Origin of the sequence: Phaeobacter sp. CECT 5382 (assembly GCF_001457775.1) — a bacterium.
Lineage (GTDB): Bacteria > Pseudomonadota > Alphaproteobacteria > Rhodobacterales > Rhodobacteraceae > Pseudophaeobacter.
In genome coordinates, this window is sequence record NZ_CYSG01000009.1 from 98,815 (window position 1) to 121,732 (window position 22,918).

At 57.8% G+C, this 22,918-nt stretch carries 23 protein-coding genes; 11 read left to right on the plus strand and 12 right to left on the minus strand.

Annotation, left to right across the window (positions count from 1 at the left end):
• Nucleotides 1-50 precede the first annotated feature (50 nt).
• From PH5382_RS11505 to dusB, 3 genes are read right to left on the minus strand one after another with little or no spacing between them, the layout of a single operon-like run.
• Entirely contained in the window at nt 51-1,418 is a 1,368-nt protein-coding gene (locus PH5382_RS11505) for a response regulator (protein WP_058334527.1), read from the minus strand.
• Between the two features lie 3 nt (nt 1,419-1,421).
• On the minus strand, nt 1,422-2,501 hold the full coding sequence (locus PH5382_RS11510; RefSeq protein WP_058334528.1) for a two-component system sensor histidine kinase NtrB: 1,080 nt from the start codon (nt 2,499-2,501) through the stop codon (nt 1,422-1,424).
• Complete coding sequence (dusB, locus tag PH5382_RS11515) at nt 2,498-3,502, minus strand: tRNA dihydrouridine synthase DusB (RefSeq protein ID WP_058334529.1); 1,005 nt, start codon at nt 3,500-3,502, stop codon at nt 2,498-2,500. Before dusB ends, PH5382_RS11510 begins: the two co-directional genes overlap by 4 nt.
• Nucleotides 3,503-3,680: 178 nt before the next feature.
• Here dusB and PH5382_RS11520 point away from each other — a divergent pair, with 178 nt between their 5' ends.
• From PH5382_RS11520 to PH5382_RS11535, 4 genes are all read left to right on the plus strand, one after another.
• Nucleotides 3,681-4,823 (plus strand): bifunctional 2-C-methyl-D-erythritol 4-phosphate cytidylyltransferase/2-C-methyl-D-erythritol 2,4-cyclodiphosphate synthase, encoded by a 1,143-nt coding sequence (locus PH5382_RS11520; RefSeq protein WP_058334530.1) that lies wholly within the window; start codon nt 3,681-3,683, stop codon nt 4,821-4,823.
• Entirely contained in the window at nt 4,820-5,317 is a 498-nt protein-coding gene (locus tag PH5382_RS11525) for a phosphatidylglycerophosphatase A family protein (RefSeq protein ID WP_058334531.1), read from the plus strand. Before PH5382_RS11520 ends, PH5382_RS11525 begins: the two co-directional genes overlap by 4 nt.
• Entirely contained in the window at nt 5,314-5,820 is a 507-nt protein-coding gene (locus PH5382_RS11530; RefSeq protein WP_058334532.1) for a CinA family protein, read from the plus strand. Before PH5382_RS11525 ends, PH5382_RS11530 begins: the two co-directional genes overlap by 4 nt.
• A 139-nt stretch (nt 5,821-5,959) precedes the next feature.
• Nucleotides 5,960-7,141: an ammonium transporter gene (locus tag PH5382_RS11535; RefSeq protein ID WP_058334533.1), complete on the plus strand. Its 1,182-nt coding sequence runs from the start codon at nt 5,960-5,962 to the stop codon at nt 7,139-7,141.
• A 157-nt stretch (nt 7,142-7,298) separates the two neighbouring features.
• Here the strand turns inward: PH5382_RS11535 and PH5382_RS11540 are convergent, their stop codons facing one another.
• Both PH5382_RS11540 and PH5382_RS11545 read right to left on the minus strand, forming a co-directional pair.
• Nucleotides 7,299-8,633 carry an MmgE/PrpD family protein gene (locus PH5382_RS11540; protein WP_058334534.1) on the minus strand — a complete coding sequence of 445 codons (1,335 nt, stop codon included), beginning with the start codon at nt 8,631-8,633 and terminating at the stop codon, nt 7,299-7,301.
• A gap of 26 nt (nt 8,634-8,659) precedes the next feature.
• A complete protein-coding gene (locus tag PH5382_RS11545; protein ID WP_058334597.1) occupies nt 8,660-9,106 on the minus strand; it encodes a type II toxin-antitoxin system RatA family toxin in 447 nt (148 codons plus the stop codon).
• Between the two features lie 76 nt (nt 9,107-9,182).
• Here PH5382_RS11545 and hpt point away from each other — a divergent pair, with 76 nt between their 5' ends.
• Both hpt and PH5382_RS11555 read left to right on the plus strand, forming a co-directional pair.
• A complete protein-coding gene (hpt, locus tag PH5382_RS11550; RefSeq protein ID WP_058334535.1) occupies nt 9,183-9,728 on the plus strand; it encodes a hypoxanthine phosphoribosyltransferase in 546 nt (181 codons plus the stop codon).
• 59 nt (nt 9,729-9,787) lie between these two features.
• On the plus strand, nt 9,788-10,255 hold the full coding sequence (locus PH5382_RS11555; RefSeq protein ID WP_082645643.1) for a GFA family protein: 468 nt from the start codon (nt 9,788-9,790) through the stop codon (nt 10,253-10,255).
• Nucleotides 10,256-10,293: 38 nt separating this feature from the next.
• On the opposite strand, the gene PH5382_RS11560 is transcribed toward PH5382_RS11555, so the two are convergent.
• Nucleotides 10,294-11,469, minus strand: coding sequence for an amidohydrolase (locus tag PH5382_RS11560; protein WP_058334536.1), 1,176 nt, complete (start codon nt 11,467-11,469; stop codon nt 10,294-10,296).
• Nucleotides 11,466-12,440 carry a lipoyl synthase gene (gene lipA / locus PH5382_RS11565; protein WP_348290271.1) on the minus strand — a complete coding sequence of 325 codons (975 nt, stop codon included), beginning with the start codon at nt 12,438-12,440 and terminating at the stop codon, nt 11,466-11,468. The genes PH5382_RS11560 and lipA overlap by 4 nt, the downstream gene beginning before the upstream one ends.
• Nucleotides 12,441-12,709: 269 nt before the next feature.
• Between lipA and PH5382_RS11570 the strand changes: the two genes are divergently transcribed.
• Entirely contained in the window at nt 12,710-13,258 is a 549-nt protein-coding gene (locus PH5382_RS11570; protein ID WP_058334538.1) for a peroxiredoxin, read from the plus strand.
• 16 nt (nt 13,259-13,274) lie between these two features.
• Here PH5382_RS11570 and PH5382_RS11575 read toward each other — a convergent pair whose 3' ends face one another.
• Together PH5382_RS11575 and PH5382_RS11580 are read right to left on the minus strand one after the other, a co-directional pair.
• On the minus strand, nt 13,275-14,237 hold the full coding sequence (locus tag PH5382_RS11575; RefSeq protein WP_058334539.1) for a hydrogen peroxide-inducible genes activator: 963 nt from the start codon (nt 14,235-14,237) through the stop codon (nt 13,275-13,277).
• Nucleotides 14,238-14,378: 141 nt separating this feature from the next.
• Nucleotides 14,379-15,461: a DUF6456 domain-containing protein gene (locus tag PH5382_RS11580; protein ID WP_058334540.1), complete on the minus strand. Its 1,083-nt coding sequence runs from the start codon at nt 15,459-15,461 to the stop codon at nt 14,379-14,381.
• Nucleotides 15,462-15,700: 239 nt separating this feature from the next.
• Here PH5382_RS11580 and PH5382_RS11585 point away from each other — a divergent pair, with 239 nt between their 5' ends.
• Nucleotides 15,701-16,063, plus strand: a complete 363-nt coding sequence (locus tag PH5382_RS11585) for a DUF6477 family protein (RefSeq protein ID WP_231751859.1) — start codon at nt 15,701-15,703, stop codon at nt 16,061-16,063.
• Nucleotides 16,064-16,099: 36 nt separating this feature from the next.
• Here PH5382_RS11585 and PH5382_RS11590 read toward each other — a convergent pair whose 3' ends face one another.
• Nucleotides 16,100-17,644: a trimethylamine methyltransferase family protein gene (locus PH5382_RS11590; protein WP_058334598.1), complete on the minus strand. Its 1,545-nt coding sequence runs from the start codon at nt 17,642-17,644 to the stop codon at nt 16,100-16,102.
• A 264-nt stretch (nt 17,645-17,908) separates the two neighbouring features.
• Here PH5382_RS11590 and guaA point away from each other — a divergent pair, with 264 nt between their 5' ends.
• From guaA to PH5382_RS11605, 3 genes are all read left to right on the plus strand, one after another.
• The gene (gene guaA / locus PH5382_RS11595) at nt 17,909-19,477 is read left to right on the plus strand and encodes a glutamine-hydrolyzing GMP synthase (RefSeq protein ID WP_058334541.1); all 1,569 of its coding nucleotides are present in this window, start codon (nt 17,909-17,911) and stop codon (nt 19,475-19,477) included.
• Nucleotides 19,478-19,693: 216 nt separating this feature from the next.
• A complete protein-coding gene (locus PH5382_RS11600; RefSeq protein ID WP_082645644.1) occupies nt 19,694-20,587 on the plus strand; it encodes a DMT family transporter in 894 nt (297 codons plus the stop codon).
• Between the two features lie 106 nt (nt 20,588-20,693).
• Nucleotides 20,694-21,560 (plus strand): hypothetical protein, encoded by an 867-nt coding sequence (locus PH5382_RS11605; RefSeq protein ID WP_058334542.1) that lies wholly within the window; start codon nt 20,694-20,696, stop codon nt 21,558-21,560.
• On the opposite strand, the gene PH5382_RS11610 is transcribed toward PH5382_RS11605, so the two are convergent.
• Nucleotides 21,547-21,915 carry a hypothetical protein gene (locus PH5382_RS11610; RefSeq protein ID WP_058334543.1) on the minus strand — a complete coding sequence of 123 codons (369 nt, stop codon included), beginning with the start codon at nt 21,913-21,915 and terminating at the stop codon, nt 21,547-21,549. The genes PH5382_RS11605 and PH5382_RS11610 overlap by 14 nt on opposite strands.
• 18 nt (nt 21,916-21,933) lie before the next feature.
• Nucleotides 21,934-22,860 (minus strand): hypothetical protein, encoded by a 927-nt coding sequence (locus PH5382_RS11615; protein ID WP_156414891.1) that lies wholly within the window; start codon nt 22,858-22,860, stop codon nt 21,934-21,936.
• Nucleotides 22,861-22,918: the final 58 nt, after the last annotated feature.

A 22,918-nucleotide genomic window follows, 5' to 3' on the forward strand; every position in this document is an offset into this window, starting at 1 on the left:
CGTGGTCGTACCCAGTACAAAAAATCGGGTGCCACAGTTATGTGGCGATATTACATCAGTTTGCGACGGCGTGTCACCTCAATATCCAGATCGGTGATCTTCTTTCGCAGCGTATTCCGGTTGATCCCCAAAAGATCGGCGCATTTTGCCTGATTTCCCCCGGTTGCACTCAAGGCGATTTCGATCAGGGGAGCCTCGACCTCACGCAAGATCCTCGCATAAAGCCCCGGTGGTGGCAGGATATCGCCGTGCAGATCAAAATAGCGCTGCAGATGGCGCGCCACCGCCTCGCTCAAACGTTCATTTGCCGGGCCACCAACACCCGGGCCCGCCTCGCTTTGAGGTCCCAGTGCCGCAGCAACTTCGGACTTGGTTATCTCTTCACTGCGCGCAGTCAGGGCCAGTCGCCGCAACAGGTTTTCCAGCTGGCGCACATTGCCCGGCCAGGCGCAGTGACGCATCATTTCGCGGGCGTCTTCACCGATCCTGCGGTGAGGTGCGCCATCGTTTTCGGCCTTGAGCAGAAAATGTTCTGACAACAGCGCGATGTCTTCGACCCGTTCGCGCAAGGAAGGGACGCGCAGCTCGGTCCCCGACATGCGGTAAAACAGATCCTGCCGTAGAGTTCCGGCCTCCATTGCCGAAGCAGGGCTTTGCTGGCTTGTCGCCATGAAACGCGGTGCGTGGTCACCCGTGCTGTCCATCATCCGCACCAGGCGGGCCTGGGCCTCATCTGGCAGATCCACCAGCTCATCTATCAGCAGGCTGCCGCCCTTGACCTCGGCCAGCAGCCGCGCCGGGCCTTCCAATGCCATCAGGTCTTCCTCGCTGGCGGTCACAAAAGGCAGGGTGCGCCGGTCGGAAAAATCATGCACCGCACGAGCAATCAGTGATTTCCCGGTACCGCTTTCACCGGTGATCATAAGCGGCATGTCGGTGTTCATCACCCTGGCAATCAACCGATAGAGGCTCTGCATCACCTCACTGCGCCCCACCAGCGGCAAATCTTCCGGGCGCTCCGGTTCCGTGCTGGGCACATTGCCAGCAGGCGCACGTCTTTCGGTCAGCGCCTTGGCGGTCCGTTTCATCAGCTCCGGCAAATCAAAGGGCTTGGGCAGATAGTCATACGCCTCGGCCTCGGCGGCCTTGATAGCGGTCATGATGGTGTTTTGGGCCGAGATCACGATCACTGGCAAGCCGGGACGGTCCTGTGCAATTTTGGGCAGCATTTCCAGACCATTGCCATCGGGCATGACCACATCGGAAATCACTACATCGCCCTTGCCTTCGGCAACCCAGCGCATCAGCGTCGTCAGGGATGACGTGGCATGCACCCGGCAGCCCGCCCGGGTCAAAGCCTGGGTCAGAACGGTCCGAATGGTGCGGTCGTCATCAGCAACAAGTACGGTGCCATCCATGGATTAGCTCTCCTGCAGTTCTTGGTTTTTTGGAATACGGGATAGCGACAGGCGGAACACGGTATGTCCCGGCACAGAAGTCACTGAAATCCAGCCATTGTGTTCGGCAATAATCTTGCTCACTAGGGCGAGGCCCAGCCCGGTGCCGTTTTCGCGCCCCGAAACAAAGGGGTCGAAAACATCATCGCGAATGGCCTCGGGCAGCCCTGGTCCGTCGTCAATGATCTCGATCTGTAGCGGCAGCAGCTTGCCGGTGCCATCACTCCGGCGCAGCCGAAAAGAATGCTCATAGTAGCTGCGGATTCGGATGTGCCCCCCTGCGGGCCCTGCCGCCTCAGACGCGTTCTTCAACAGGTTAAGCACCACCTGCAGCAATTGATCTGCATCCCCCCAGGCAAAGGGCAACGAGGGGTCATAATCCTCGGTGATGGTCATATTGGCGCCAAACCCCAGCAATGCCGACCGGCGGGCCCGGTCCAGCACATCGTGCAGGTTGACAGGTTTGAAATCCGGCGCGCTCAGATTTCCGAATTGTTCAACCTGATCCAGCAGTTTTACGATGCGACGGCTTTCGCTGACGATGAGATCGGTCAGCTCCAGATCTTCTCCCGCCAGGTTCATGCTCAGAAGCTGCGCCGCCCCCGTGATCCCCGCGAGCGGGTTCTTGATCTCATGCGCCAGCATTTCAGCCATGCCGATGGCCGATTGTGCTGCCGATTTTGCCGAATGGTTCTGGGTCATGCGCCCGGCCAATTCGCGCGGTGACAGCATGAGCAACATCTGTCCCGGCTGTCCCTGTACCGGCGAGACCTGTATGCCACATTGTAGCGGCGCGCGGCTGCGCGACCCTACATCGATATCGTTCACAAACAGCGGCGTGCCCTGTTCACGGGCGCGCTCGAATGAGGCTTCGATCGGGGCGTCAATGGCGATTTGTTCCCAGACCGGTTGCCCCAAAAGCGCGCGTCGGGAGGTGTTCAAAAACCCTTCGGCGGCAGAATTTGCATCCTGAATCGAATTGTCGGCAGCGATCAGAAAGGCCGGGATCGGCAATGAGGCCCAGAGAGATGCATCCGAAATCATGCCAAAGTCTCCACTGTTTCGCTCTTCGAGTTTGATTCGCTCTGCAAGGCTTCGGGCAGCAGGGCAAGAACAGCTGAAGGGCTTTTGTCTGTCAAAACCGCACGGCGCAATTTCCCTGGGGTTGCAGCCTCATCCATGTACCAACCCAAATGTTTGCGTGCGACACGCAAGCCCAGATCGGTGCCATAAAACGCAAGCATCGCTTCGTAATGTCCCGAAACAAGCGCCACCAGGTCTGCCCCGATGGGCACTTCTGGCTCAGGCGTCTGCCACAGGTCATGGGCAACCTGTGCCAACAGCCAGGGCTTGCCCTGAACGCCACGGCCAATCATCACCCCATCAGCCCCGGACTGCGCCAGCGCCTGACGTGCCGTATCACTCCCCAGAATGTCACCATTGGCGAGCAGCGGCACAGAGAGCGCGTCTTTCACTGGACGGATCGCGGCCCAATCGGCACAGCCTTTGTAGAACTGGCACCGAGTGCGGCCATGGATCGTAACCATCTGCACCCCGGCGTTTTCGGCCCGCGCCGCGACATCCGCCGCGTTGAGGCAGGCATCATCCCAGCCCAGCCGGGTCTTCAGGGTCACCGGAATATCCACGGCTTCCACCACCGCCTCGATCAGGGACAGCGCATGATCCGGCGTCTTGAGCAACGCAGAGCCCGAATAGCCATTTGTGACTTTCTTGGCAGGGCAGCCCATGTTGATATCAATCACCCGCGCCCCACGATCCGCAACCTGGCGCGCGGCTTCGGCCATCCAGCTGGCCTCGCGGCCTGCCAGCTGTACGGCGGTGTTTTCCACATCCGCGCTCAGCTCTGCACGTTCGCGCACGCCTGGCTTGGCCTGAACCATCTCCTGGCTGGCGACCATCTCGCTCACCATCAGGCCGACGCCGAAAGAACGCACCAGATCGCGAAACGGGCGATCCGTGATTCCGGCCATAGGCGCCAGCGCGATGGGAGGTGTCAGTGAGGTGGTTCCGAGGGTGAAGGACAACTGCCTAATCCTTGTGCATGTGGTAGTTTTCTAACCGAACCCCACGCTATTGGACAATGAAACTGCCTATCACAAGCGCTGTTGTGCGACGTAATGCCTATTTTTTGAGCACCTCAACACGGGTGATTGCCACCAGATGCGGCAGAACATAAACAATTCGAAGCTACGGAGGACCTTGATGACAACTGCTGCATTGATTGTCGCAGCCGGGCGCGGCACCCGCGCAGGCGGCGGCCTCGCAAAACAATGGCGCCCCCTGAAGGGGCGGCAGGTCATCGACTGGACACTGGATGTATTTGCAGATGCAGGCATCGACCACATTGCTCTGGTTTTGTCTGCCGAAGACTCCGAGGCCAGGGCGCGTTTTGAGGCCGACTCACGCCTCACGCTCACCGAAGGCGGCGCGGAAAGGTCGCAATCGGTGCTCAATGGTCTTCTGGCCCTGCAGTGTCAGGGCGTCACCAAGGTGCTGATCCATGATGCGGCCCGCCCCTGCACCAGCCAGATCCTGATCAAACGGGTGCTGGAGGCACTGGACAGTGCCCAGGCCGCAGCCCCCGCCCTGGAAGTGACCGATGCGCTCTGGACCGGCTCCAACGGACAGGTCACCGGCACCCGGGATCGCAGCGGGTTGTTCCGAGCACAAACCCCCCAGGGGTTTCACTATGCAACTATTTTGGCGGCCCATCAGGCGCATCCCGGCGGGTCCGCAGATGATGTGGAAGTCGCCCGCGCCGCCGGGCTTGACGTCACCATTGTTCCGGGCGAGCCAGACAATATCAAAATCACCCGGCCCGAGGATTTTGCCCGCGCCGAAAACATACTGAGGACAAAAGCAGATATGGATATCAGGTTGGGCAATGGCTATGACGTGCACCGGTTCGGCCCCGGCAACTTCGTCACCCTCTGTGGCGTCGAAATCCCGCATGAACGCGGTCTGCAAGGCCATTCCGATGCCGATGTCGGCATGCATGCGGTGACCGATGCGATCTATGGAGCACTTGCGCAGGGTGACATCGGTCAGCATTTTCCACCGTCGGATCCACAATGGAAGGGTGCCGCCAGCGAGATCTTTTTGCGCCACGCCGCATCTCTGGCCCGCGAAATGGGCTTTGAGATCTCCAATGTGGACTGCACCCTTGTCTGTGAGTTTCCAAAGATCGGCCCCCATGCCGCCAAGATGCGCAGCGTTATGGCCGATATTCTGGGACTTGAAGCCGCGCGCGTTTCGGTCAAAGCGACCACATCCGAACGGCTGGGCTTTACCGGGCGTAGCGAGGGGATCGCCTCCCTTGCCACCGCAGCCCTGGTGAAATTATGACCCTCGCGACACTAGTAGGGACGGTTTTTGGCGTCGGCTATCTGCGCCCTGCCCCCGGAACCTGGGGATCTCTTGCCGCCCTGCCCCTGGCCTATGGGCTGCATGTTCTGGGCGGCTTTCCCCTGCTGGCCTGTGCAACTGTGCTGGTCACGGTGATAGGCTATTGGGCGACGGCCGCGATGACCCTTGGCCAGGACGATCATGACCCCTCAGAAATCGTGATTGATGAGGTTGCTGGCCAATGGCTGGCGATCTGGGCGATCTCCTACCCCGCATGGTCGCATGACATCGACATCACCGCGCTCTGGCCCGGCTGGATTTCGGCCTTTGTGTTGTTTCGTCTGTTTGACATCCGCAAACCCGGACCTGTTGGCTGGGCGGATCGCAAGCATGGTCCGATGGGGGTGATGCTGGATGATGTCATTGCTGGCGCTCTTGCCGCCATCGGCGTTGCTGCCCTTGCCGGATTTTCGCATGGGGTTCTGGGTCTATGACAGTTGAGCCATCACTGGTTGCCGACCTGATTGCGCGCGCAACGGCGCTTGGCATCACAATCGCCACCGCCGAAAGCTGCACCGGCGGCATGGTCGCAGCCGCGCTCACCGATGTCGCTGGCTCGTCTGCCGTACTCGATTGCGGCTTTGTCACCTATTCCAACGACGCCAAGATGAAAATGCTGGGCGTTTCAGCGACCACGCTGGATGCCTGCGGCGCCGTCAGCGAAGAGGTGGCGAAGGAAATGGCACAGGGGGCCTTGCTTCAGGCCGGAACCGTCCTGGCCGTATCAATAACCGGAATCGCCGGGCCGGGAGGGTCGCAGTTCAAACCCGAAGGGCGCGTCTGCTTTGGTCTGGCGCAAAAAGACCAACCACCCCGTTTTGAGACGGTGGAATTTGGCGCACTAGGCCGAGACAGGGTCCGCGCTGCCAGCCGCGACCACGCACTTAACCTATTGCAACAGGCGGTTTCAAAAATTGAGCGCGAATTGAGCACATGATGCATTTTGCCGCCTAATTTTTAATCAGTTTCGCAAAAGCCCATGTTTTTGGCGCTTTTGCGCCCCGTGATGCTTTTTTCCCCACTCCAGATCGGCTTTGTGGTCGCCACGGTTTTGTGCGGGATGGAAGGACGACGACATGAATGGGGCTGATACAGCTTGGATTATTGTAGCAACGGCACTTGTGCTGTTTATGACTTTGCCGGGGCTCGCCCTGTTCTATGGCGGTCTTGTGCGGGCGCGAAATGTGCTCAGCGTGTTCATGCAGTGCTACGCAATTGCCTGTTTGATGAGCATTCTCTGGCTGGCCTTTGGCTATACCATTGCTTTTGGCCCCGGCGAGAGCGGCTATTGGGGCGGTCTGGACAAGATGTTCCTCACTGGTGTCACGGCTGATAGCCTGTCAGGCACCCTGCCTGAGGTTCTGTTCTTTGCCTTTCAGATGACCTTTGCGATCATCACGCCTGCACTGATCGTCGGCGCCTATGTCGAACGCGTCGGCTTTGCCTTTGTGCTGACTTTCTCTGGCCTGTGGATGCTGCTGTGCTATGCGCCCGTTGTGCACTGGATCTGGGGCGGCGGCATGATGTCCGATGGCGGCATCTTTGGTGAAATCGGCGTGCGTGACTTTGCCGGTGGTATCGTTGTGCATGAAACTGCGGGCCTTGCGGCGCTGATCATTGCTGTCTTCCTAGGGCCACGCAAGAACCGCACCACCCCACCGCATAACCCGGGCTATGTTGTGATTGGTGCGGCCATGCTTTGGGTTGGCTGGTTCGGCTTCAATGGTGGCTCGCAGCTGGCCGCCGACGGAGGTGCCGCCATGGCGCTGACCGTCACGCATCTTTCTGCTGCTGCTGCCTCGCTCACCTGGGCGCTGTGGGAAAAGATCAAATACGGCAAGGCCTCGGTCGTGGGTCTGGTCACCGGCACCATTGCGGGCCTTGCCTCCATCACCCCGGCCAGTGGCTTTGTCGGCCCGATTGAAGCACTGGTCATTGGTGGTGTCGCCGGTATCCTGTGTCAGGAAATGGTCAATCTGGTGCGCAATAAGCTGCAGATTGACGATACGCTGGATGTGTTTGCCGTGCATGGTATCGGTGGCATCTTTGGCACCATCATGATCGCCGTCTTTGGCGAAGGCAGCTGGATCGCGCAGCTTGGCGCACTGGCCGTGGTCGGCATTTTCACCACCGTGGTCACCGTGGCTCTGGTCAAGATCGTTGGAGCCTTCACATCTCTGCGAGTGGATCTTGAGACCGAGACCAATGGCCTCGATATTTCAGTACATGGCGAGCGCGCCTACGACATGAGCAGCTAGAACCATTTGAATTTTGGCAGGCCCCGGTTTCCACAATTCCGGGGCCTGCCCAGAAATGCCACCACTCAGGGCATAGATGCCAATTGCGCATCTCGCGGGCTTTCCACATTATGGGAAGCCCGTTTTTTTCATTCTCCCAGTACGTTGCAAACAAGCGCTAAGCGACAAAGAAATCAGTACAATCCTGACCCAAGAGATCGTTCTGAAGCCGCGACCAGATGGCCGCCGCGCGCGCCGCTCCGATCAAAGCGTCGGCTTTGGCCAAAACACGTGCCTCGCGCTCGGCGTAGTCTTGCGGGGCCTGCAAATTATGCCGGGCCTCAAAACGTTTCCCATCGCGCCGCAGCAGGGCAACATGGGCCTCGGTCTCGGTGATCGTCTCGTCCGGCTCGACCTGGATCAGATTCCGCAGCGCCACCAGTTTTGGATTGGCGCAAACCGCATCACTATAGGATTCCAACCGTGCCGTATCCATACCAAGCGCCTGCATCGCCAAAACGGTCCGATAAGAAAACTTGGCCCCCAGCCCAGTTGCAGGGCTGGGCTGATTGCACACGGTCATCCAACGCGGATGAGTGCGCACAGTCAGCGACGCAATTTCGGGCGCTGCCAGATCCAGCGTCCGGGCCGCTTCAAGGGCGGCATGCAACCCGTGACAGCAGGCGTGGAATTTATGGCTGACGGTTTCAAACCGCCAGACCTCTCCCAGTCCCTTAAGCGCAGCCTCCCCCTGATCTTCGCCATGATGCGTTGCGCCAAATCCAAGCGGGCCATCCAAGGCTGCTGCATTGGCTTCAAACCCGGCAGCGATCAGTTCGGCCACCTCTACGCCTGCTGTTGCGGCCAATCCGGCATTATAAGGCTTACCCATGGTGCCAAACTGCGCCTTGAGGCCCGCGGCCCGTGTCGCAGCCAGCCCAAGGGCCATCGCCATCTGAGCCGCATCCAGCCCCAACAGGCGTCCCGCAGCAGTTGTCGCACCAAAAGCCCCGGCTGTCGCTGTCTGATGAAATCCGGCCTGATAATGACTGCGCCCCAACCAGAGCCCGACCCGGATCGAAAGCTCCATCCCGAAAAGAGCCGCCTGTAAAATTTCCGAAAGAGGTTTCCCGGTCTTTTCCCCGATGGCAAAGGCCGCAGGGAAAACCGCCACAGACGGGTGGCCGATGTGGTCGAAATGGGTGTCGTCGTAGTCCAGCGCATGGGAAATAGTCCCGTTGGCCAGTGCAGCCATGCGCGCTGGGACCTTCGCCGGGGCACATGCCGGACCGCTCTCCAGTCCCTGCTCGCCACCAAACAGGCTGGCCTGTGGCTGTCCCGCTTCTGACAGCGCCTGACTAAGCAGGATCCGCGAGACCGGCTCATCTGTTCCAGCTATTGCGCAGGCCATCCAATCCAGTGCCGACAGGCGGCACAGATTTGTCGCGAGCGCGGATGGTTGCAGATCAACGGTGGCGAAATCAGCAAGGGGCTGCAGAATGGATGTGGTCACAGGGTGGGCCTCCCGATTGGGCGGCCTTAGCCAAATAGCTCTGCCGCGCGACGTTCGAATGCCTTTACAATACGCTGCATTGCCTCGTTGAAGACAACCCCGATGATGCCCTGCAACACCGCGTTCTTGAATTCAAAATCAACAAAGAAAGTCACATCGCAGCCGCCATCGAGACGATCTGCAAAGCTCCAGTTCGACTTCATGTAGCGAAAGGGGCCATCCAGATATTCGGTATCGATCTTCATCTCATCGGCAAACAGCGTCACCCGGCTGCCAAAGCGTTCACGAAACACCTTGAACGAGATCACCAGATCCGCCTCCATCACCTCGGCCGGGCCTTGCTGGCTTCGGCTGCGAATACGCGCCGCAGCGCACCAGGGCAGGAATTTCGGATACTGCGCCACATCCGCAACCAGCCCGTACATTTGCTGCGCGGTATAGGGCATTTGGCGGGTTTCAGAGTGCGTTGGCATGGGCGGCATCAATTTTCTTGCTATGATCGTGTTGCGTCATGTCCTATGAACGCGCGGGAAATTCAAGGGGGCAGCCATGTCACAGCGTCCATATGTCATCGATGTGATGATTTCAGCCAAAACCATTGCAGCGCGGATCGAAGAGCTTTGCGATGAAATCACCGCGGAGTTTAACGACACCGACAAGCTGGTCGTGGTCGGCCTGTTGCGCGGAAGCTTTGTCTTCATTGCCGACCTCGTGCGTGAGCTGGATTTGCCGATCGAAGTGGATTTTCTCGAAGCCTCCTCCTATGGTGACGGGATGGAAAGCAGCCGAGAAGTTCGTATTCTCAAAGACTTGCGCGGCGCCATTGAAGGCCGCGATGTGCTGGTCGTCGAAGATATCGTCGACACTGGTCATACGCTGAACCACGTCACCAAACTGCTGGCCAGCCGCAAACCGGCCCGGTTGAAATCCATTGCCCTGCTGGATAAGCCTTCACGACGCGAGGTGGATTTCCGCTCGGATTGGATCGGGTTTGAAATCCCAGATGAATTTGTCGTCGGCTATGGCATCGACTACGCGCAGCGCAACCGCAACCTTCCCCATATTGGCAAGGTCCGCTTTACGGGCGAGGATTGACGCACAAAAAGGACCGTCGATGCATCTGCTGCTCTAGACAGTTGCGATGGAGGGCTAGGATGGAAAGACAGCAGGAAGAGGTTTCCGGCGGCTGCCTGTGTGGCAGTGTCAGGATCAAGGCCAGCGGTGCGCCCTACCGGGTGGGCCTTTGCCATTGTCTTGATTGCCGCAAACATCACGGCGCAGTTTTCCATGCCTCCGCGGTTTTTCCACAAGAGGCCGTCATCGTTCAGGGGCCGGTCAGCAGTTACGCAGGGCGATTTTTCTGTCCGACCTGCGGATCTTCGATCTTTTCACGCAGCGAAGACGAGGTCGAGGTGCATCTTGGATCACTGGATGCCCCAGATCAGCTAAAACCAACCTATGAGCTATGGACATGCCGTCGTGAGACCTGGCTGACAGAGGTTTCCAACGCCAATCAATATGCGCGCGACCGGATCACTGATGGCCGAGCGGATGGGGACTACAGACAAGAAGAATACAGGCAGGAGGATTTCAGGCAGGAGGGAAACGGGCAGGAGGATTGATCGCCCCCCCCTGCCTCGCATTGTAACTGCCTGAGATATCAGTAATTATGACCTGTACTGTCATTCAGCAGGGTCTCGATCACCGCCGCAAACACCCCTGCGCCTACGGGAATCGCGGCATCCGGAAAATCATAGTCCGGATTGTGCAGCTGCGATTGATCCTCACCAGATCCCAGCCAAAACATCGCCGCTTTTGCCTCTTTACCAAACTGCCCGAAATCCTCGGACCAGCGCTGCGGCTGATCCGAGAGCTGCACCGGATAACCCGCCGTCTTGGCAGCAGAATTCAGCACTGCCGTCGCCTCTGGATGATTGGTGCAAGCGGCAAAGACATCGTCAAATTCGATCTCAAAGTTCAGACCTTCGGCTGCACAAACCTCTGCAATATGATCCTGCGCTGCGGCGATAAGCGAAGCCATACCAGCATCAGTCACAGTGCGCAGTGTCGCCCAGACCTCTCCTTCACCGGGGGCAATGCCAAACGTCGCTTCACCCAGACGGGCATGCGTCAGCGTTACCAGCTTGAAATCCGGCCCCAACGCATCCCCACCGCCGCCGCCACTTCCCAGGGCAACCAGCCCAGGCAAAAGCTGCGCCATCGCCCCGGCAGGTGAAATCCCATCCTGAGGCGCCGCCGCATGCGAGGTCCGCCCGGTCAACCGGATCCGCACCCCGCGCGAAGCGCAATTGGCAGGCCCTGCACAAAGCGCGAGTTTGCCAACTGCCAGCCCGGGCAGATTGTGTAGTGAAAACGCGTAGTCCGGTGCGATCTCTTCGAACCGTGGGTCGGCCAGCACTGCGGCCGCCCCCTTGCCGGTTTCTTCGGCGGGCTGGAAAAGAAGAACCGCACGCCCGTGTTTGGGGCGCAGCACTGAAAGCTCTGCAGCTAGGGCGGCAACCATCACCATATGGCCGTCGTGCCCACATAAGTGGCCGCGCCCGGCGTGGGTCGAGCGATAGTCTGCGTCAGACACTTCTTCGATCGGCAGGCCATCAAGCTCACAACGGATCAGAACCGTTGGTCCCGGTGCCGCACCGTCAAATACTGCCGCGACCCCATGCCCCCCAAGCCCTGTAATCAGGATATCTGGTTCATAGGGGCGCAGATAATCGGCAATGAAAGCCGCGGTTTTAGCTTCGGAACCGGATACTTCGGGGATCTTGTGCAGGTTCTGCCGCAGGGCCGCTAGCGCAGCCAGACGATCAGGCGTCATGCCAAGCCCAGCTTGGCGTTGCGTGCCTCGCGCAGTTGGGCAAAATCATCGCCCGCATGATAAGAGGACCGCGTCAGCGGAGTCGCTGAAACCATATGGAAACCCTTGCCATAGGCGGCCTTTTCATAGGCCTTGAACTCTTCCGGGGTGACGAACCGGTCCACGGCGTGGTGTTTTGGCGTGGGTTGCAGATACTGTCCGATGGTCAGGAAATCGATGTCCGCTGCCCGCATATCGTCCATCACCTGCCGCACCGATTGTTCGTCTTCGCCAAGGCCAACCATGATCCCTGATTTGGTGAACATTGCGGGATCCAGCTCTTTGACCCGCTGCAACAGACGCAGCGAATGGAAATAACGCGCGCCTGGGCGTACTTCGGGATAAAGCCCGGGCACGGTTTCAAGATTGTGGTTGAACACATCCGGGCGCGCCTCGACAACAACCTCCAGTACAGCCGGATCACATTTGATGAAATCAGGCGTCAGGATTTCAATCGTTGTATTCGGACTGCGATGGCGCACCGCGCGAATAGTCTGAGCAAAATGATCTGCACCACCATCGGTGATGTCATCGCGATCCACAGAGGTAATCACCACATGGTTCAGGCCTAGCTTTTGCACCGCATGGGCGACACGGCCAGGCTCAAAGGCATCCAGATCCTCTGGCGGCTTGCCGGTGGCAATATTGCAGAAGGTACAGGCGCGGGTGCAGACCTCGCCCATGATCATCATGGTGGCGTGGCCCTGGCTCCAACATTCACCCACGTTCGGACAGCCGGCTTCTTCGCAGACGGTGACCAGCCCGTTGTCGCGCATGATCTTGCGCGTATCCGCATAGCCCTGACCACCAGGCGCCTTGACCCGGATCCAGCTGGGTTTCTTTGGCTGGGCATTGTCCGGGCGGTTTGCCTTTTCGGGGTGCCGTTGCTCGGGGATTTTTAGATCACGCATGAGGGGTCCGTTTTTGGCCAGAGTTTGGCAGAGGTTTAGCACGTTCGTTCCTTGGCGTCACCGCGACATTGAAAGAGCCGATAAATAGCCGCTTTGTCTGTGACGCATAGCAGCGCACAATGGTCGGACTTCGTTCATATTTCGTTTTAAATCCGGATTTTTTGCTCATGTTTACAGCGACCTCAAAGCCTGCGCACAGATAATAGCTGCACCACGGCGGAATCTGTTGCACCCAATTTAGAACTATTATAATCGGCAGAAAATCAAGCTTATGACCGATGGAGACTCAGATGAAAGCTGGCGTAAAACTGCCCGACGTGACCTTTAAAACCCGTGTGCGCGACGAAAGCATCGAAGGTCCCAACCCTTTCCGCTGGGAAGACAAGACCACAGCAGATTACTTTGCTGGCAAACGCGTTGTTCTCTTCTCGCTGCCCGGTGCATTCACCCCTACATGCTCAACATATCAGCTTCCCGGTTTTGAAAATGGCTTTGGCGATTTTCAGGCCGAAGGCATTGATGCGATCTACTGCATGTCGGTGAACGACAGCTTTGTGATGAACAAATGGGCCGAATCCCAGAACCTGGAAAACGTCGATGTGATCCCCGACGGCTCCGGTGAATTCACCCGTAAGATGGGCATGCTGGTCGCCAAGGACAATCTGGGCTTTGGCAACCGCTCCTGGCGCTATGCCGCCATCGTTGACAATGGCGTGGTCGAAGCCTGGTTCGAAGAGCCCGGCCTGTCGGACAACCACGGCGAAGACCCCTATGGCGTCTCTTCGCCCGAAACCGTGATGAGCCACTTGAAAACGGCCAAGGCAGAAGTCGCCGCCTAAGCCATCTCTTTCAGGGTTAGACCACATCTGCGGGCGCGTCATCGGCGGGCCCGTAATCGTTTTGGCACTGGGGGACGATGCTTTTACCCGTGCTACGTACGACCTGCGCCAGTTCATCAAACCAGCCCTCGCCATTGGTGCTGGCGCGACGCAGCAGACCAATACGGCGAAAAGGTTCCGGCGCACCGAACCTTTGAACACAAAGCCCTTTGGCCGCCATACATTCCGCCGACACTGCCAATTCGGGCATCAAAGTCAGGCCAAACCCTGCCGCAACCAATCGCGACAGAGTTGCCAGAGATCCCGCCCCCATATTGATACCAGAGGCGGAGCGCTGCATGCCGCAGACTTCAAGCGCCTGATCCGTCAGGCAATGACCATCCTCCAGCAGCATAAGCTGTTCGGTCTGCAGATCCTGCGGGCCAACCTGAGAACCGGAGGCATTCAACATCGCCAGTCGTTTTGCCGAGCCCGCCAACAGAAAGCGATCCTTGAACAAGACCTCTTCAATCATGCCTGTGACGCCACTGGGCACCGCCATGATAGCCGCATCCAGCGCGCCCGTCTGCAACGCCTCGAGCAGCCTTTCCGTTCTGGCTTCCCGGATCTGAATGCTCAGCTGCAGATCATGGGCCCGCAGATCCGCAAGCAATCCAGGTAAAAGATAGGGCGCGATCGTGGGGATAACCCCCAGGGACAAGCTGCGCCGACCACTGCTTTGATCCCGCGCCAGACGATCCAATGTCCCCGCCGCCTGCAGAACCGTCTCCGCATGATCCAGCACCTGACGCCCCAATGGCGTCAGGATCACATCACGGGCCCGCCGCTCCACCAGCTCGCCACCCATTATGTCTTCCAGCGCCTTGATCTGAACAGAGAGCGCGGGCTGGGACACATGGCTTGCTTCGGCGGCACGGCCAAAGTTGCGATGGCTGCAAAGAGACTTAAAATAGCCAAGTTGGCGAAGGGTGAATTTCATAGCCACAAGCTATCACAACGCTATGAAACGGCAAGTCGTGACTATCACTCCACACGGTTTTCGCCCCGACGTCCGGACCTACACCATGTGGAGCCCTCTCCCCTGATCCCCTGAAAACAGGCCAGAACCGACAGGGCCACATCAGCCAATCATTTGGCTCTTTCGGCCTTCCCCCGACAAGGTATCCATCTGTTCATAGTGGGATTTCAGTTGCAGCAAGGCAATGCGTAGCACGATCTTGCCTGATCTTGCAGACCAACCCAACTGGCGCTCTGCGGCTTCAAGCCCCTCAAGATAGCAGCAACAGCGCAGCGCAATATCGCTCAACCCGGATCCCATCGCCACCAGCGCCGCAGTCGCGCGGGTTTTCGCGGCTTTTGAAAGCGGGCTGATGTGAACAGAGGCTGAGCGGCCACAGCTTTCACTGACGGAAAAAACGGCCTGACTCTGCGCCAACTGATCTCCGATCTGCGCCAGTTCAAAATCTTCGCGCAGCCGCTTTCCCGCCTGAACCAAGTCTTTTTCCAAAAACGGCGCCCCGCTTTTGTCGACTAAGCGCGCCAAGGTATCCAATGGTGTCTCACCCAGCCCGTACCGCGCGCGACGTTCTTTTGCACCGGGCCGCGACCCGGATCTTGAATGCGGCAAGAAGCTGCTCTGCGTCTCGCCGAATCCCTGCTCCAGCGTCGCTCTGGCTCGGTTTTCGCGTGCCGCCATCATTTTACTAAACACGGCCCGCCCCGTAGGCGTGATGTGGTAGCGCCTCAGACGCCCGGATCTGGTGCAACTGATCCAATCCAGCAGCGCCAGAACGCCAGCCAACCCCTGCTCCACGGCCAGTTTGTTCAGGACATCTTCGCCTTCACGCACCACAACGGCCTTTTCCATGCCCTCAGCAACAGCCAGCACAGCACCGCTGTGACACAATCGGGACAGGACCTCCAGCGCCGCAGAATCCAGGGCCTGCATGTCACCATAGGTTGCATATCTAGTGACTTTCTGGTCCCCGAAATGACCTGCTGCCAGCTCGCACAACGCACAATCGATCAGGGGATCATCCCGCCGGTTTTCCACCCGACGCACCTGACGCAAAATTGTTGACGGGTGGCAGCCAACGTCCCGGGCCAACTGCCGGATAGAGATGCCGCCTTCGGTATGTTCGAGATAGTGCTGTACCTCTCTGGGGATCCATTCTGGAAAATTGCGGGGTGGATTTCTTCGCATATCTGATGATCTCCGGCCACTTGTCAGGCAAATAGCCCCCAATCCGCCCCCAGGGTTACCCACAGACCGGGAGATTTTACCCACCTGATTTTAAACAGAACTTCGAGTTATCCATCATTGTTTCCAAATTTAAATCAATCAACTCACAATAGACCGTTCGCCGAACATGCCCTCCCAGCAACACCCTTTTAGGTTGTGATATAACCCAAGGACTCTCAAGTTCAGAAAGGAGTAATCCCATGTTGGATGTGATGAGTCGCCTGTCAGCCCTTCACCGGCCAAGGCTTTTGGTCCGCACAGCCCGTATCGGTACTTCAACCTATAGCCGAAAACGCGACCTAGGTCGTATCCTTGGCTATGGCACTCTGCCCAGACCAGCGGCCGCGATCCTGCGGCTCATGGACCTTGAACATGATATTAATCAGCATCGGCTCGTTGGTGACGCAGGATACGCCCTGACCCGGCACATCGAAGTTCTCACCGCGCTCATCGCAGAAGCAGACTGTCTAGCGACCCAGTCCGTAGCGACAGAGGTTGCAAAACTCGGTAAAAAAAATGGGGCGGCAGCTCCGACAGCCACCGCCCCAGCGCTTTCGCCTTAAGCGAGAGCATCATCACCTACGGGAAGACCGTAATTTTTACATGAAAGCATCCGGCGACGCAGCTTTCTTTTCGGCGACAAAGGCCTCCAGGGCCTCTTTGATCTCCGGGTCCAAAGCTGGAGCCTGATAATTGGACAACAAGTAATCAACCCGATTGGTCGCCAGCGCATAGGTATCGCGTCCGCCTTCTTCTTCCCAGGTTTCAAAGGGTTTGTAGTCCAGAAGATCAGACTTCCAGAAGGCGGTTTTGAAGTTCGCCTGGGTATGCGCGCAGCCCAGATAGTGCCCGCCCGGACCGACTTCGCGGATCGCGTCCATAGCCTGGGCCTCTTCTCCCATGTCAACGCCTTTGGCAAGACCGTGCAGCACGCCCAACTGGTCAGCGTCCATAACGAATTTTTCAAAATCCGCCACCAGACCACCTTCAAGCCAGCCACAGGAGTGCAGCATGAAGTTCACCCCGGACAAAAGCCCCATGTTGAGCGAATTTGCGGTTTCATAGGCGGCCTGCGCATCAGGGAGCTTGGAGCCACAGAAGGAACCAGAAGACCGGAACGGCAGGTTCATGCGGCGCGCCAGCTGGCCCGCACCATAGGTGATATGCGATGCTTCCGGGGTGCCAAATGTCGGCGCACCCGAATTCATGTCGATGGATGTCACCATCGCCCCAAAGATCGCAGGGGCGCCAGGACGCACCAACTGGCTATAGGCAACACCCGCCATGACCTCAGCAAGAACCTGGGTCAAGGTGCCCGCAATTGAAACCGGCGCCATGGCTCCACCCACGATAAAGGGCGAGATGATGCATGCCTGGTTATTGGCGGCATAGATCTCCAAGGAGCCCATCATCACATCGTCAAAGGTCATCGGCGAGTTGATATTGGTCAGCGAGGTCATCACGGTGTTGTTCTGTACGAACTCCTTGCCGAACAGAATCTCACACATATCAACCGAATCCTGCGCCCGGCTAGGCTCGGTCACTGACCCCATGAAAGGTTTGTCGCTGAGGGTCATATGCGCCAGCAGCATATCCAGGTGACGCTTGTTCACCGGAATATCCGTCGGCTCGCAGACGGTGCCGCCAGAGTGATGCAGCCATTTCGACATATAGGCGAGCTTCACGAACTTATTGAAGTCTTCCATGGTGGCGTAGCGGCGTCCGCCCTTGGCATCGCGCACAAAGGGCGGACCATAAACAGGTGCAAGCACCATGTTTTTGCCACCGATAACCACCGATTTTTCGGGGTTGCGGGCATGCTGAGTGAATTCTGACGGTGCCGTAGCACAAAGCTTACGCGCCAGCCCGCGCGGGATGCGCACGCGTTCGCCCTGCACATCCGCACCGGCATCACGCCAGCGCTGCAGCGCCGCGGGGTTATCGACGAAGTTAACACCAACCTCTTCGAGGATGATGTCAGCATTGGCTTCAATGATCTCCAGCGCTTCGGTCGACAGAACTTCGAAGTTGGGGATATTGCGCTGAATGTACTTTGCGGTCTCGATCTTGATGCTGGTACGTTCTGCGCGACGAGCGGCGCCGCCGCCACCTCGGCTCCTACGACGTGGTGCTTCTTCAGCCATGATCTGCCCTCTTGAGGAATTGCGTTGCAAGACATTTAGCCCGCCCCCAAAGCCCTTCGCCGAAGGATAACGGCCAATCCGGTTGAAAAGCGACACATCCCCCGCATTTTTAGCCACAAACCAGCTCTGCATCTCTGCCAAAGGAACTACCGCCGCCTCTGGTGCGAGCGCCGAACGCAGCCTTCGCAATTTTTTGCGCCGCAGCTGGCGTTCACATCCATCTGTGCTCTTGCCAGATTGCCGTTCAGGGAATAAGAGCCAAACATGAGCCAGACATCCCATGACCGCCTTCTTATCATAGACTTTGGCAGCCAGGTTACGCAGCTTATTGCGCGCCGCCTGCGTGAGCTGAACGTCTATTGCGAAATTCACCCCTACCAGAACGTCACAATGGATTTTGTGCGCCAGTTGGCGCCCAAGGCCGTGATCTTTTCTGGTGGCCCAGACAGCGTGACCCGCGAGGGCAGCCCGCGCGTTCCTCAAGAAATCTTCGACTACGGCGTGCCGATCCTCGGCATCTGCTACGGCCAGCAGGTGATGATGCACCAGCTGGGTGGCAAGGTCGAAAGCGGCCACGGCACTGCCGAATTTGGTCGTGCCTATGTGAAACCCAGTGTCGCCTCGCTGCCGCTCCTTACAGGTTGGTTCGAAGACGACGAAGACCGCGAACAGGTCTGGATGAGTCACGGCGATCACGTCAGTGAAATCGCGCCAGGCTTTGAGGTCTACGGAACCTCGCCAAACGCGCCCTATGCCATCACGGCAGATGTAGCGCGCAATTTCTACGCGGTCCAGTTCCACCCGGAAGTGCACCACACCCCCAATGGCGCCAAGCTCTATGAGAACTTTGTGCGCCTGGCCGGGTTTACCGGTGACTGGACTATGGGGCTTTACCGCGAACAGGCGATTGCTGCGATCCGTGAACAGGTCGGCGACAAAAAGGTGATTTGCGGCCTGTCCGGTGGCGTTGACAGCTCGGTCACAGCTGTGTTGCTGCACGAGGCCATTGGCGACCAGCTGACATGTGTCTTTGTCGATCATGGTCTGCTGCGCAAAGGTGAGGCCGAAGAGGTCGTCACCATGTTCCGCGACAACTACAACATGCAGTTCATCCACGCTGATGAACAGGAGTTGTTCCTCGGAGAGCTGGACGGACAATCCGACCCCGAGACCAAACGAAAAATCATCGGCAAGCTGTTCATTGACGTGTTCCAGAAACATGCCAATTCCATCGAGGGCGCCGAATTCCTGGCCCAGGGCACGCTTTACCCAGATGTGATTGAATCTGTGAGCTTCTCTGGCGGGCCTTCGGTCACCATCAAAAGCCACCACAACGTCGGCGGCCTCCCTGAAAAGATGGGCCTGAAACTGGTAGAACCGCTTCGCGAGCTGTTCAAAGATGAGGTGCGCGCCCTGGGGCGCGAGCTGGGACTGCCCGCCAGCTTCATCGGCCGTCACCCCTTCCCTGGCCCCGGCCTGGCCATTCGCTGCCCCGGTGAGATCACCCGCGAAAAGCTGGAGATCCTGCGCGAGGCGGATGCCGTCTATATCGACCAGATTCGCAAACATGGTCTGTATGATGATATCTGGCAGGCCTTTGTCGCCATCCTTCCTGTGCGCACCGTTGGCGTTATGGGCGACGGTCGCACCTATGATTTCGCCTGTGCGCTGCGCGCAGTGACATCGGTAGATGGCATGACTGCGGATTACTATCCCTTCAGCCACGACTTCCTTGGTGAAACCGCAACCCGGATCATCAACGAAGTGAAGGGCATCAACCGCGTCACCTATGACATCACGTCGAAACCTCCGGGCACCATCGAATGGGAATGATCCCAGCCCGGCAGTGACCCCAAGAATAAAAGCCTCGGCGAAATCGCCGGGGCTTTTTTGTGTCGTAAAGGAAAACCACTAATCCCGCGACCGGGCGTTGACCCCCAAGCAAATTCCCGCTCTCTGTAGAGCTTGAGGATAGTGCGCATGTTTGCGCTCAGTGCCACGCCCTTGTGCCCCCCTTGTGAAAGCTCTCTTGTGAAAGCCCCAGCGACAATGACCAGTGAGACCCATATTCTGCGTGCTGCCCTGTGGATGCTGGGCGCGATCGGATCATTTTCAGCTATGGCCATTGCCGGGCGCGAGGCCGGATCGACGCTGGATACCTTTGAAATCATGACCTATCGTAGCCTTGTCGGCGTCGCGATTGTCGTTACCGTGATCACTGCAACAGGCAATTGGCACGCGATCAAAGGACAACGGCTGGGCCAGCATCTGATCCGCAATCTCGCCCATTTCACCGGGCAGAACCTGTGGTTCTTTGCAGTCACCATGATCCCGCTGGCGCAGGTCTTTGCGCTGGAGTTCACCTCGCCGCTTTGGGTCGTCGTGCTGTCACCGCTGATCCTTGGCGAGCGGTTGACACGCATTCGGGCCTTTTCGGCCATTTTGGGTTTTGTTGGCATTCTGATCGTCGCCCGCCCATCGCCTGACAGCCTGAACGCCGGTGTGATCACCGCAGCAAGCTGCGCCATTTTCTTTGCCCTCACCGTGATGTTCACCAAACGCCTGACCCGGCACGAGGGCATCGCCTCGATCCTGTTCTGGCTCACCTCCATGCAGCTGGTCATGGGGCTTGTCATGTCCGGCTATGATGGTGTGATCGCCCTGCCGGATGTGACCACCCTGCCCTGGATCCTAACCATCGGTGTTGCCGGGCTTGCCGCACATTTCTGTTTTACCAAAGCGCTGTCTCTGGCGCCTGCAACGGCTGTTGTGCCGATAGATTTTGCCCGCCTGCCGGTCATCGCGATTCTGGCCATGCTGATCTACGACGAAGCTGTAGTGATCTGGACATTTGTCGGCGCAGCCGTGATCTTTGCAGCCAATTACCTCAATATTCTGGAGGCCGCGGGAAAGCTTGGCCGCAAAAGGCCTGCGTCTTCCTGACGGTTGTGCAACTGGTTGATGTGTCACAGGCTGGATCTCAAAGCGGAATTGACCTGCGCGTGCGACCGCATTAGCTAGTCCAGACGCCAACAGGAAAGACCCGGAAATGCTTTACAATAATGCACAGGACTGGCGCGATGCGCCGCAAAAACGCGTGTTGTTCTTTGGCATGTCCGGACTGGGAAAAACCTATATCAGCAACATCCTACGCGGTGCTGGCAGCTGGTTTCACTATTCCATCGATTACCGGATCGGCACCCGCTACATGGGGGAATACATCGCCGATAACGCCAAGGCCGAAGCGATGAAAAACCCGTTTCTGCGCGATCTTCTATTGTCGGATTCGATCTACATCGGCTCTAATATCACCTTTGAAAACCTGACCCCAGTTTCCTCATATCTTGGCAAGCCAGGGGATGAGACAAAGGGTGGGCTGCCAATAGACGAATATCACCGCCGTCAGGAACAGTTTCGACTGGCCGAAGTTCATGCCCTGTTGGATACCGAGTATTTCGCGGATCGCGCGACCCGGCTTTATGACTACCCTCATTTCATCTGCGACACAGGTGGATCCATCTGCGAATGGGTGGATGCCGATGACCCCAAAGACGTCATTCTCAGCGAGCTGTCCAAGACCTGCCTGATGGTCTGGATCAAAGGCGATGAAGCCCATAGCGAAGAGCTTATCCGCCGTTTTGACCGCGCGCCCAAACCGATGTCCTACCAACCTGAATTTCTACACAGGGTTTGGAAGCAGTATCTCGACGAAATGGCGATTCCAGAGACGGATGTCGACCCGGATGCCTTTATCCGCTGGACCTATGCCCAGGCCCTAGCCCACCGGCAGCCGCGCTATGCGGCGATGGCAAAGAACTGGGGCGTCACCGTCAGTGCCGAACAAATCAGCCAGGTCAAAACCAGCGAAGATTTCGACCGGCTGATCGAAACCACATTGGACGCTAGGCAACAATAACCAAGAGCGCCTTGGCGAGTTTCAATAGCTTGTCGGCTGCTGCAATCGCTTTGCTGGCATCTTCCAGATCCTTCAATCGCGTCTCTGCCTTCTTCACCGCTTTTTTAAGACGCTTGGCCGGCGTTTCACTATCGGTTGGGCTGGTCAGGTGAACCCGCTGCGCATCCCGCAGCTTGTTCATGTATTTCAGGATCTGGTCAGATTTCTTCCGCGCCGCCTTTTGCTGCGCCAGATCTGGGCTTTCTTTGGCCAGGCGCTGCAATTTGCCGATGGCGGCAAAGCCCATATTGTAGAGACGGATATAGTCTTTCAGCTTTCTGATTTCGGTTTTCTTTGACGCTTTCTTGCCCGCCATGTCAGTCCCTCCTCAGGCTCAGTTCACTTTCAGCGCTTCAATGTCATTCAACAGGGCAATCAAGCCGTCGATATCGCCTGGCGTATTGACCTGCTTATGCAGCAGTTGCTGGGATTTCCACACCGCCAGAAGTGGTGCCGAATGGCTGTTTTTCAGCCTCTTCGAATACCAGTTAAAACTTGCCTCATAATTCGCTACTGCCCGCCGATAGGACTGAATGCTGCCACTGTCTTTGGCGGTGGTCATCCGGCTATGCGCCTTGGCCAATCTGTTGGCGGCAACATTCAGACGATCCGAAGTTTCAAAATGCGCGATGAGTTCCGAGACGATCAACAAGATATCGTCATGGGCCGTATTCACCAATTGTTTGACGATCCGGGCCCGCCTCGCCTCGACATATTTCCCAAGCAGAGAGCTCATCGGAGCGATCTCAGCCTTTTTTACCACGGCCCCCGAGGTCGCACCGGATGCCGCCTTAAATGCATTCAATGACCCCACCATGGAGGCGAAGTTTTCAGCCGTCCCCGGCCCGACCTTGGAAGCGTTGATTGCTTTGAGAACCTTTTCGTAGCTCCTGAGGGCCGCGAAGCCTTCGCTTGCATAGGCAGCCGTACCCCGCACCAAGGGCAGCGCGTAAGTGGCCCCCAGCACACACTTTCCAGGCTGAAACTCATCCTCGGCCCCCAGGCTGGTCACACCAAATGAGACGGCAATGCAATCAGTCGGGTAGTCATAGACCAAGGCCCGCGCCCGGATCTGGCGATCCTTTTCGCGCGCAGCTTCTGCCTGCACGCCTCGTGTCAGGCTCGGACCTGCTCTTTTGGTTGCAACCTTCAGACTGGAAGACAGGCTGGTCACGCCGTCAGTAATGTCGGGATAGGTACAGGCCCCGAGCGGAAATAGAGAAATTAGGGAAATCAATACGAAATGGTGAAACTGTCTCATCTCAAATCAGCCTAACGTCAAAGTAATTCACCCCTCAATGTACTCCACCTTTGGTTTA

Excerpts from the sequence above, each read along its gene's own strand:
- PH5382_RS11520 (WP_058334530.1), top strand. The coding sequence starts at position 3,681 with ATGACAACTGCTGCATTGATTGTCGCAGCCGGGCGCGGCACCCGCGCA.
- hpt (WP_058334535.1), top strand. The coding sequence starts at position 9,183 with ATGTCACAGCGTCCATATGTCATCGATGTGATGATTTCAGCCAAAACC.
- guaA (WP_058334541.1), top strand. The coding sequence starts at position 17,909 with ATGAGCCAGACATCCCATGACCGCCTTCTTATCATAGACTTTGGCAGC.
- PH5382_RS11590 (WP_058334598.1), bottom strand. The coding sequence starts at position 17,644 with ATGGCTGAAGAAGCACCACGTCGTAGGAGCCGAGGTGGCGGCGGCGCC.
- PH5382_RS11575 (WP_058334539.1), bottom strand. The coding sequence starts at position 14,237 with ATGAAATTCACCCTTCGCCAACTTGGCTATTTTAAGTCTCTTTGCAGC.
- PH5382_RS11580 (WP_058334540.1), bottom strand. The coding sequence starts at position 15,461 with ATGCGAAGAAATCCACCCCGCAATTTTCCAGAATGGATCCCCAGAGAG.
- PH5382_RS11570 (WP_058334538.1), top strand. The coding sequence starts at position 12,710 with ATGAAAGCTGGCGTAAAACTGCCCGACGTGACCTTTAAAACCCGTGTG.
- PH5382_RS11605 (WP_058334542.1), top strand. The coding sequence starts at position 20,694 with ATGCTTTACAATAATGCACAGGACTGGCGCGATGCGCCGCAAAAACGC.
- PH5382_RS11585 (WP_231751859.1), top strand. The coding sequence starts at position 15,701 with ATGTTGGATGTGATGAGTCGCCTGTCAGCCCTTCACCGGCCAAGGCTT.
- PH5382_RS11510 (WP_058334528.1), bottom strand. The coding sequence starts at position 2,501 with ATGATTTCGGATGCATCTCTCTGGGCCTCATTGCCGATCCCGGCCTTT.
- PH5382_RS11545 (WP_058334597.1), bottom strand. The coding sequence starts at position 9,106 with ATGCCAACGCACTCTGAAACCCGCCAAATGCCCTATACCGCGCAGCAA.
- PH5382_RS11610 (WP_058334543.1), bottom strand. The coding sequence starts at position 21,915 with ATGGCGGGCAAGAAAGCGTCAAAGAAAACCGAAATCAGAAAGCTGAAA.
- PH5382_RS11505 (WP_058334527.1), bottom strand. The coding sequence starts at position 1,418 with ATGGATGGCACCGTACTTGTTGCTGATGACGACCGCACCATTCGGACC.
- PH5382_RS11555 (WP_082645643.1), top strand. The coding sequence starts at position 9,788 with ATGGAAAGACAGCAGGAAGAGGTTTCCGGCGGCTGCCTGTGTGGCAGT.
- PH5382_RS11600 (WP_082645644.1), top strand. The coding sequence starts at position 19,694 with ATGACCAGTGAGACCCATATTCTGCGTGCTGCCCTGTGGATGCTGGGC.
- PH5382_RS11535 (WP_058334533.1), top strand. The coding sequence starts at position 5,960 with ATGAATGGGGCTGATACAGCTTGGATTATTGTAGCAACGGCACTTGTG.
- PH5382_RS11560 (WP_058334536.1), bottom strand. The coding sequence starts at position 11,469 with ATGACGCCTGATCGTCTGGCTGCGCTAGCGGCCCTGCGGCAGAACCTG.
- PH5382_RS11530 (WP_058334532.1), top strand. The coding sequence starts at position 5,314 with ATGACAGTTGAGCCATCACTGGTTGCCGACCTGATTGCGCGCGCAACG.
- PH5382_RS11525 (WP_058334531.1), top strand. The coding sequence starts at position 4,820 with ATGACCCTCGCGACACTAGTAGGGACGGTTTTTGGCGTCGGCTATCTG.
- PH5382_RS11615 (WP_156414891.1), bottom strand. The coding sequence starts at position 22,860 with ATGAGACAGTTTCACCATTTCGTATTGATTTCCCTAATTTCTCTATTT.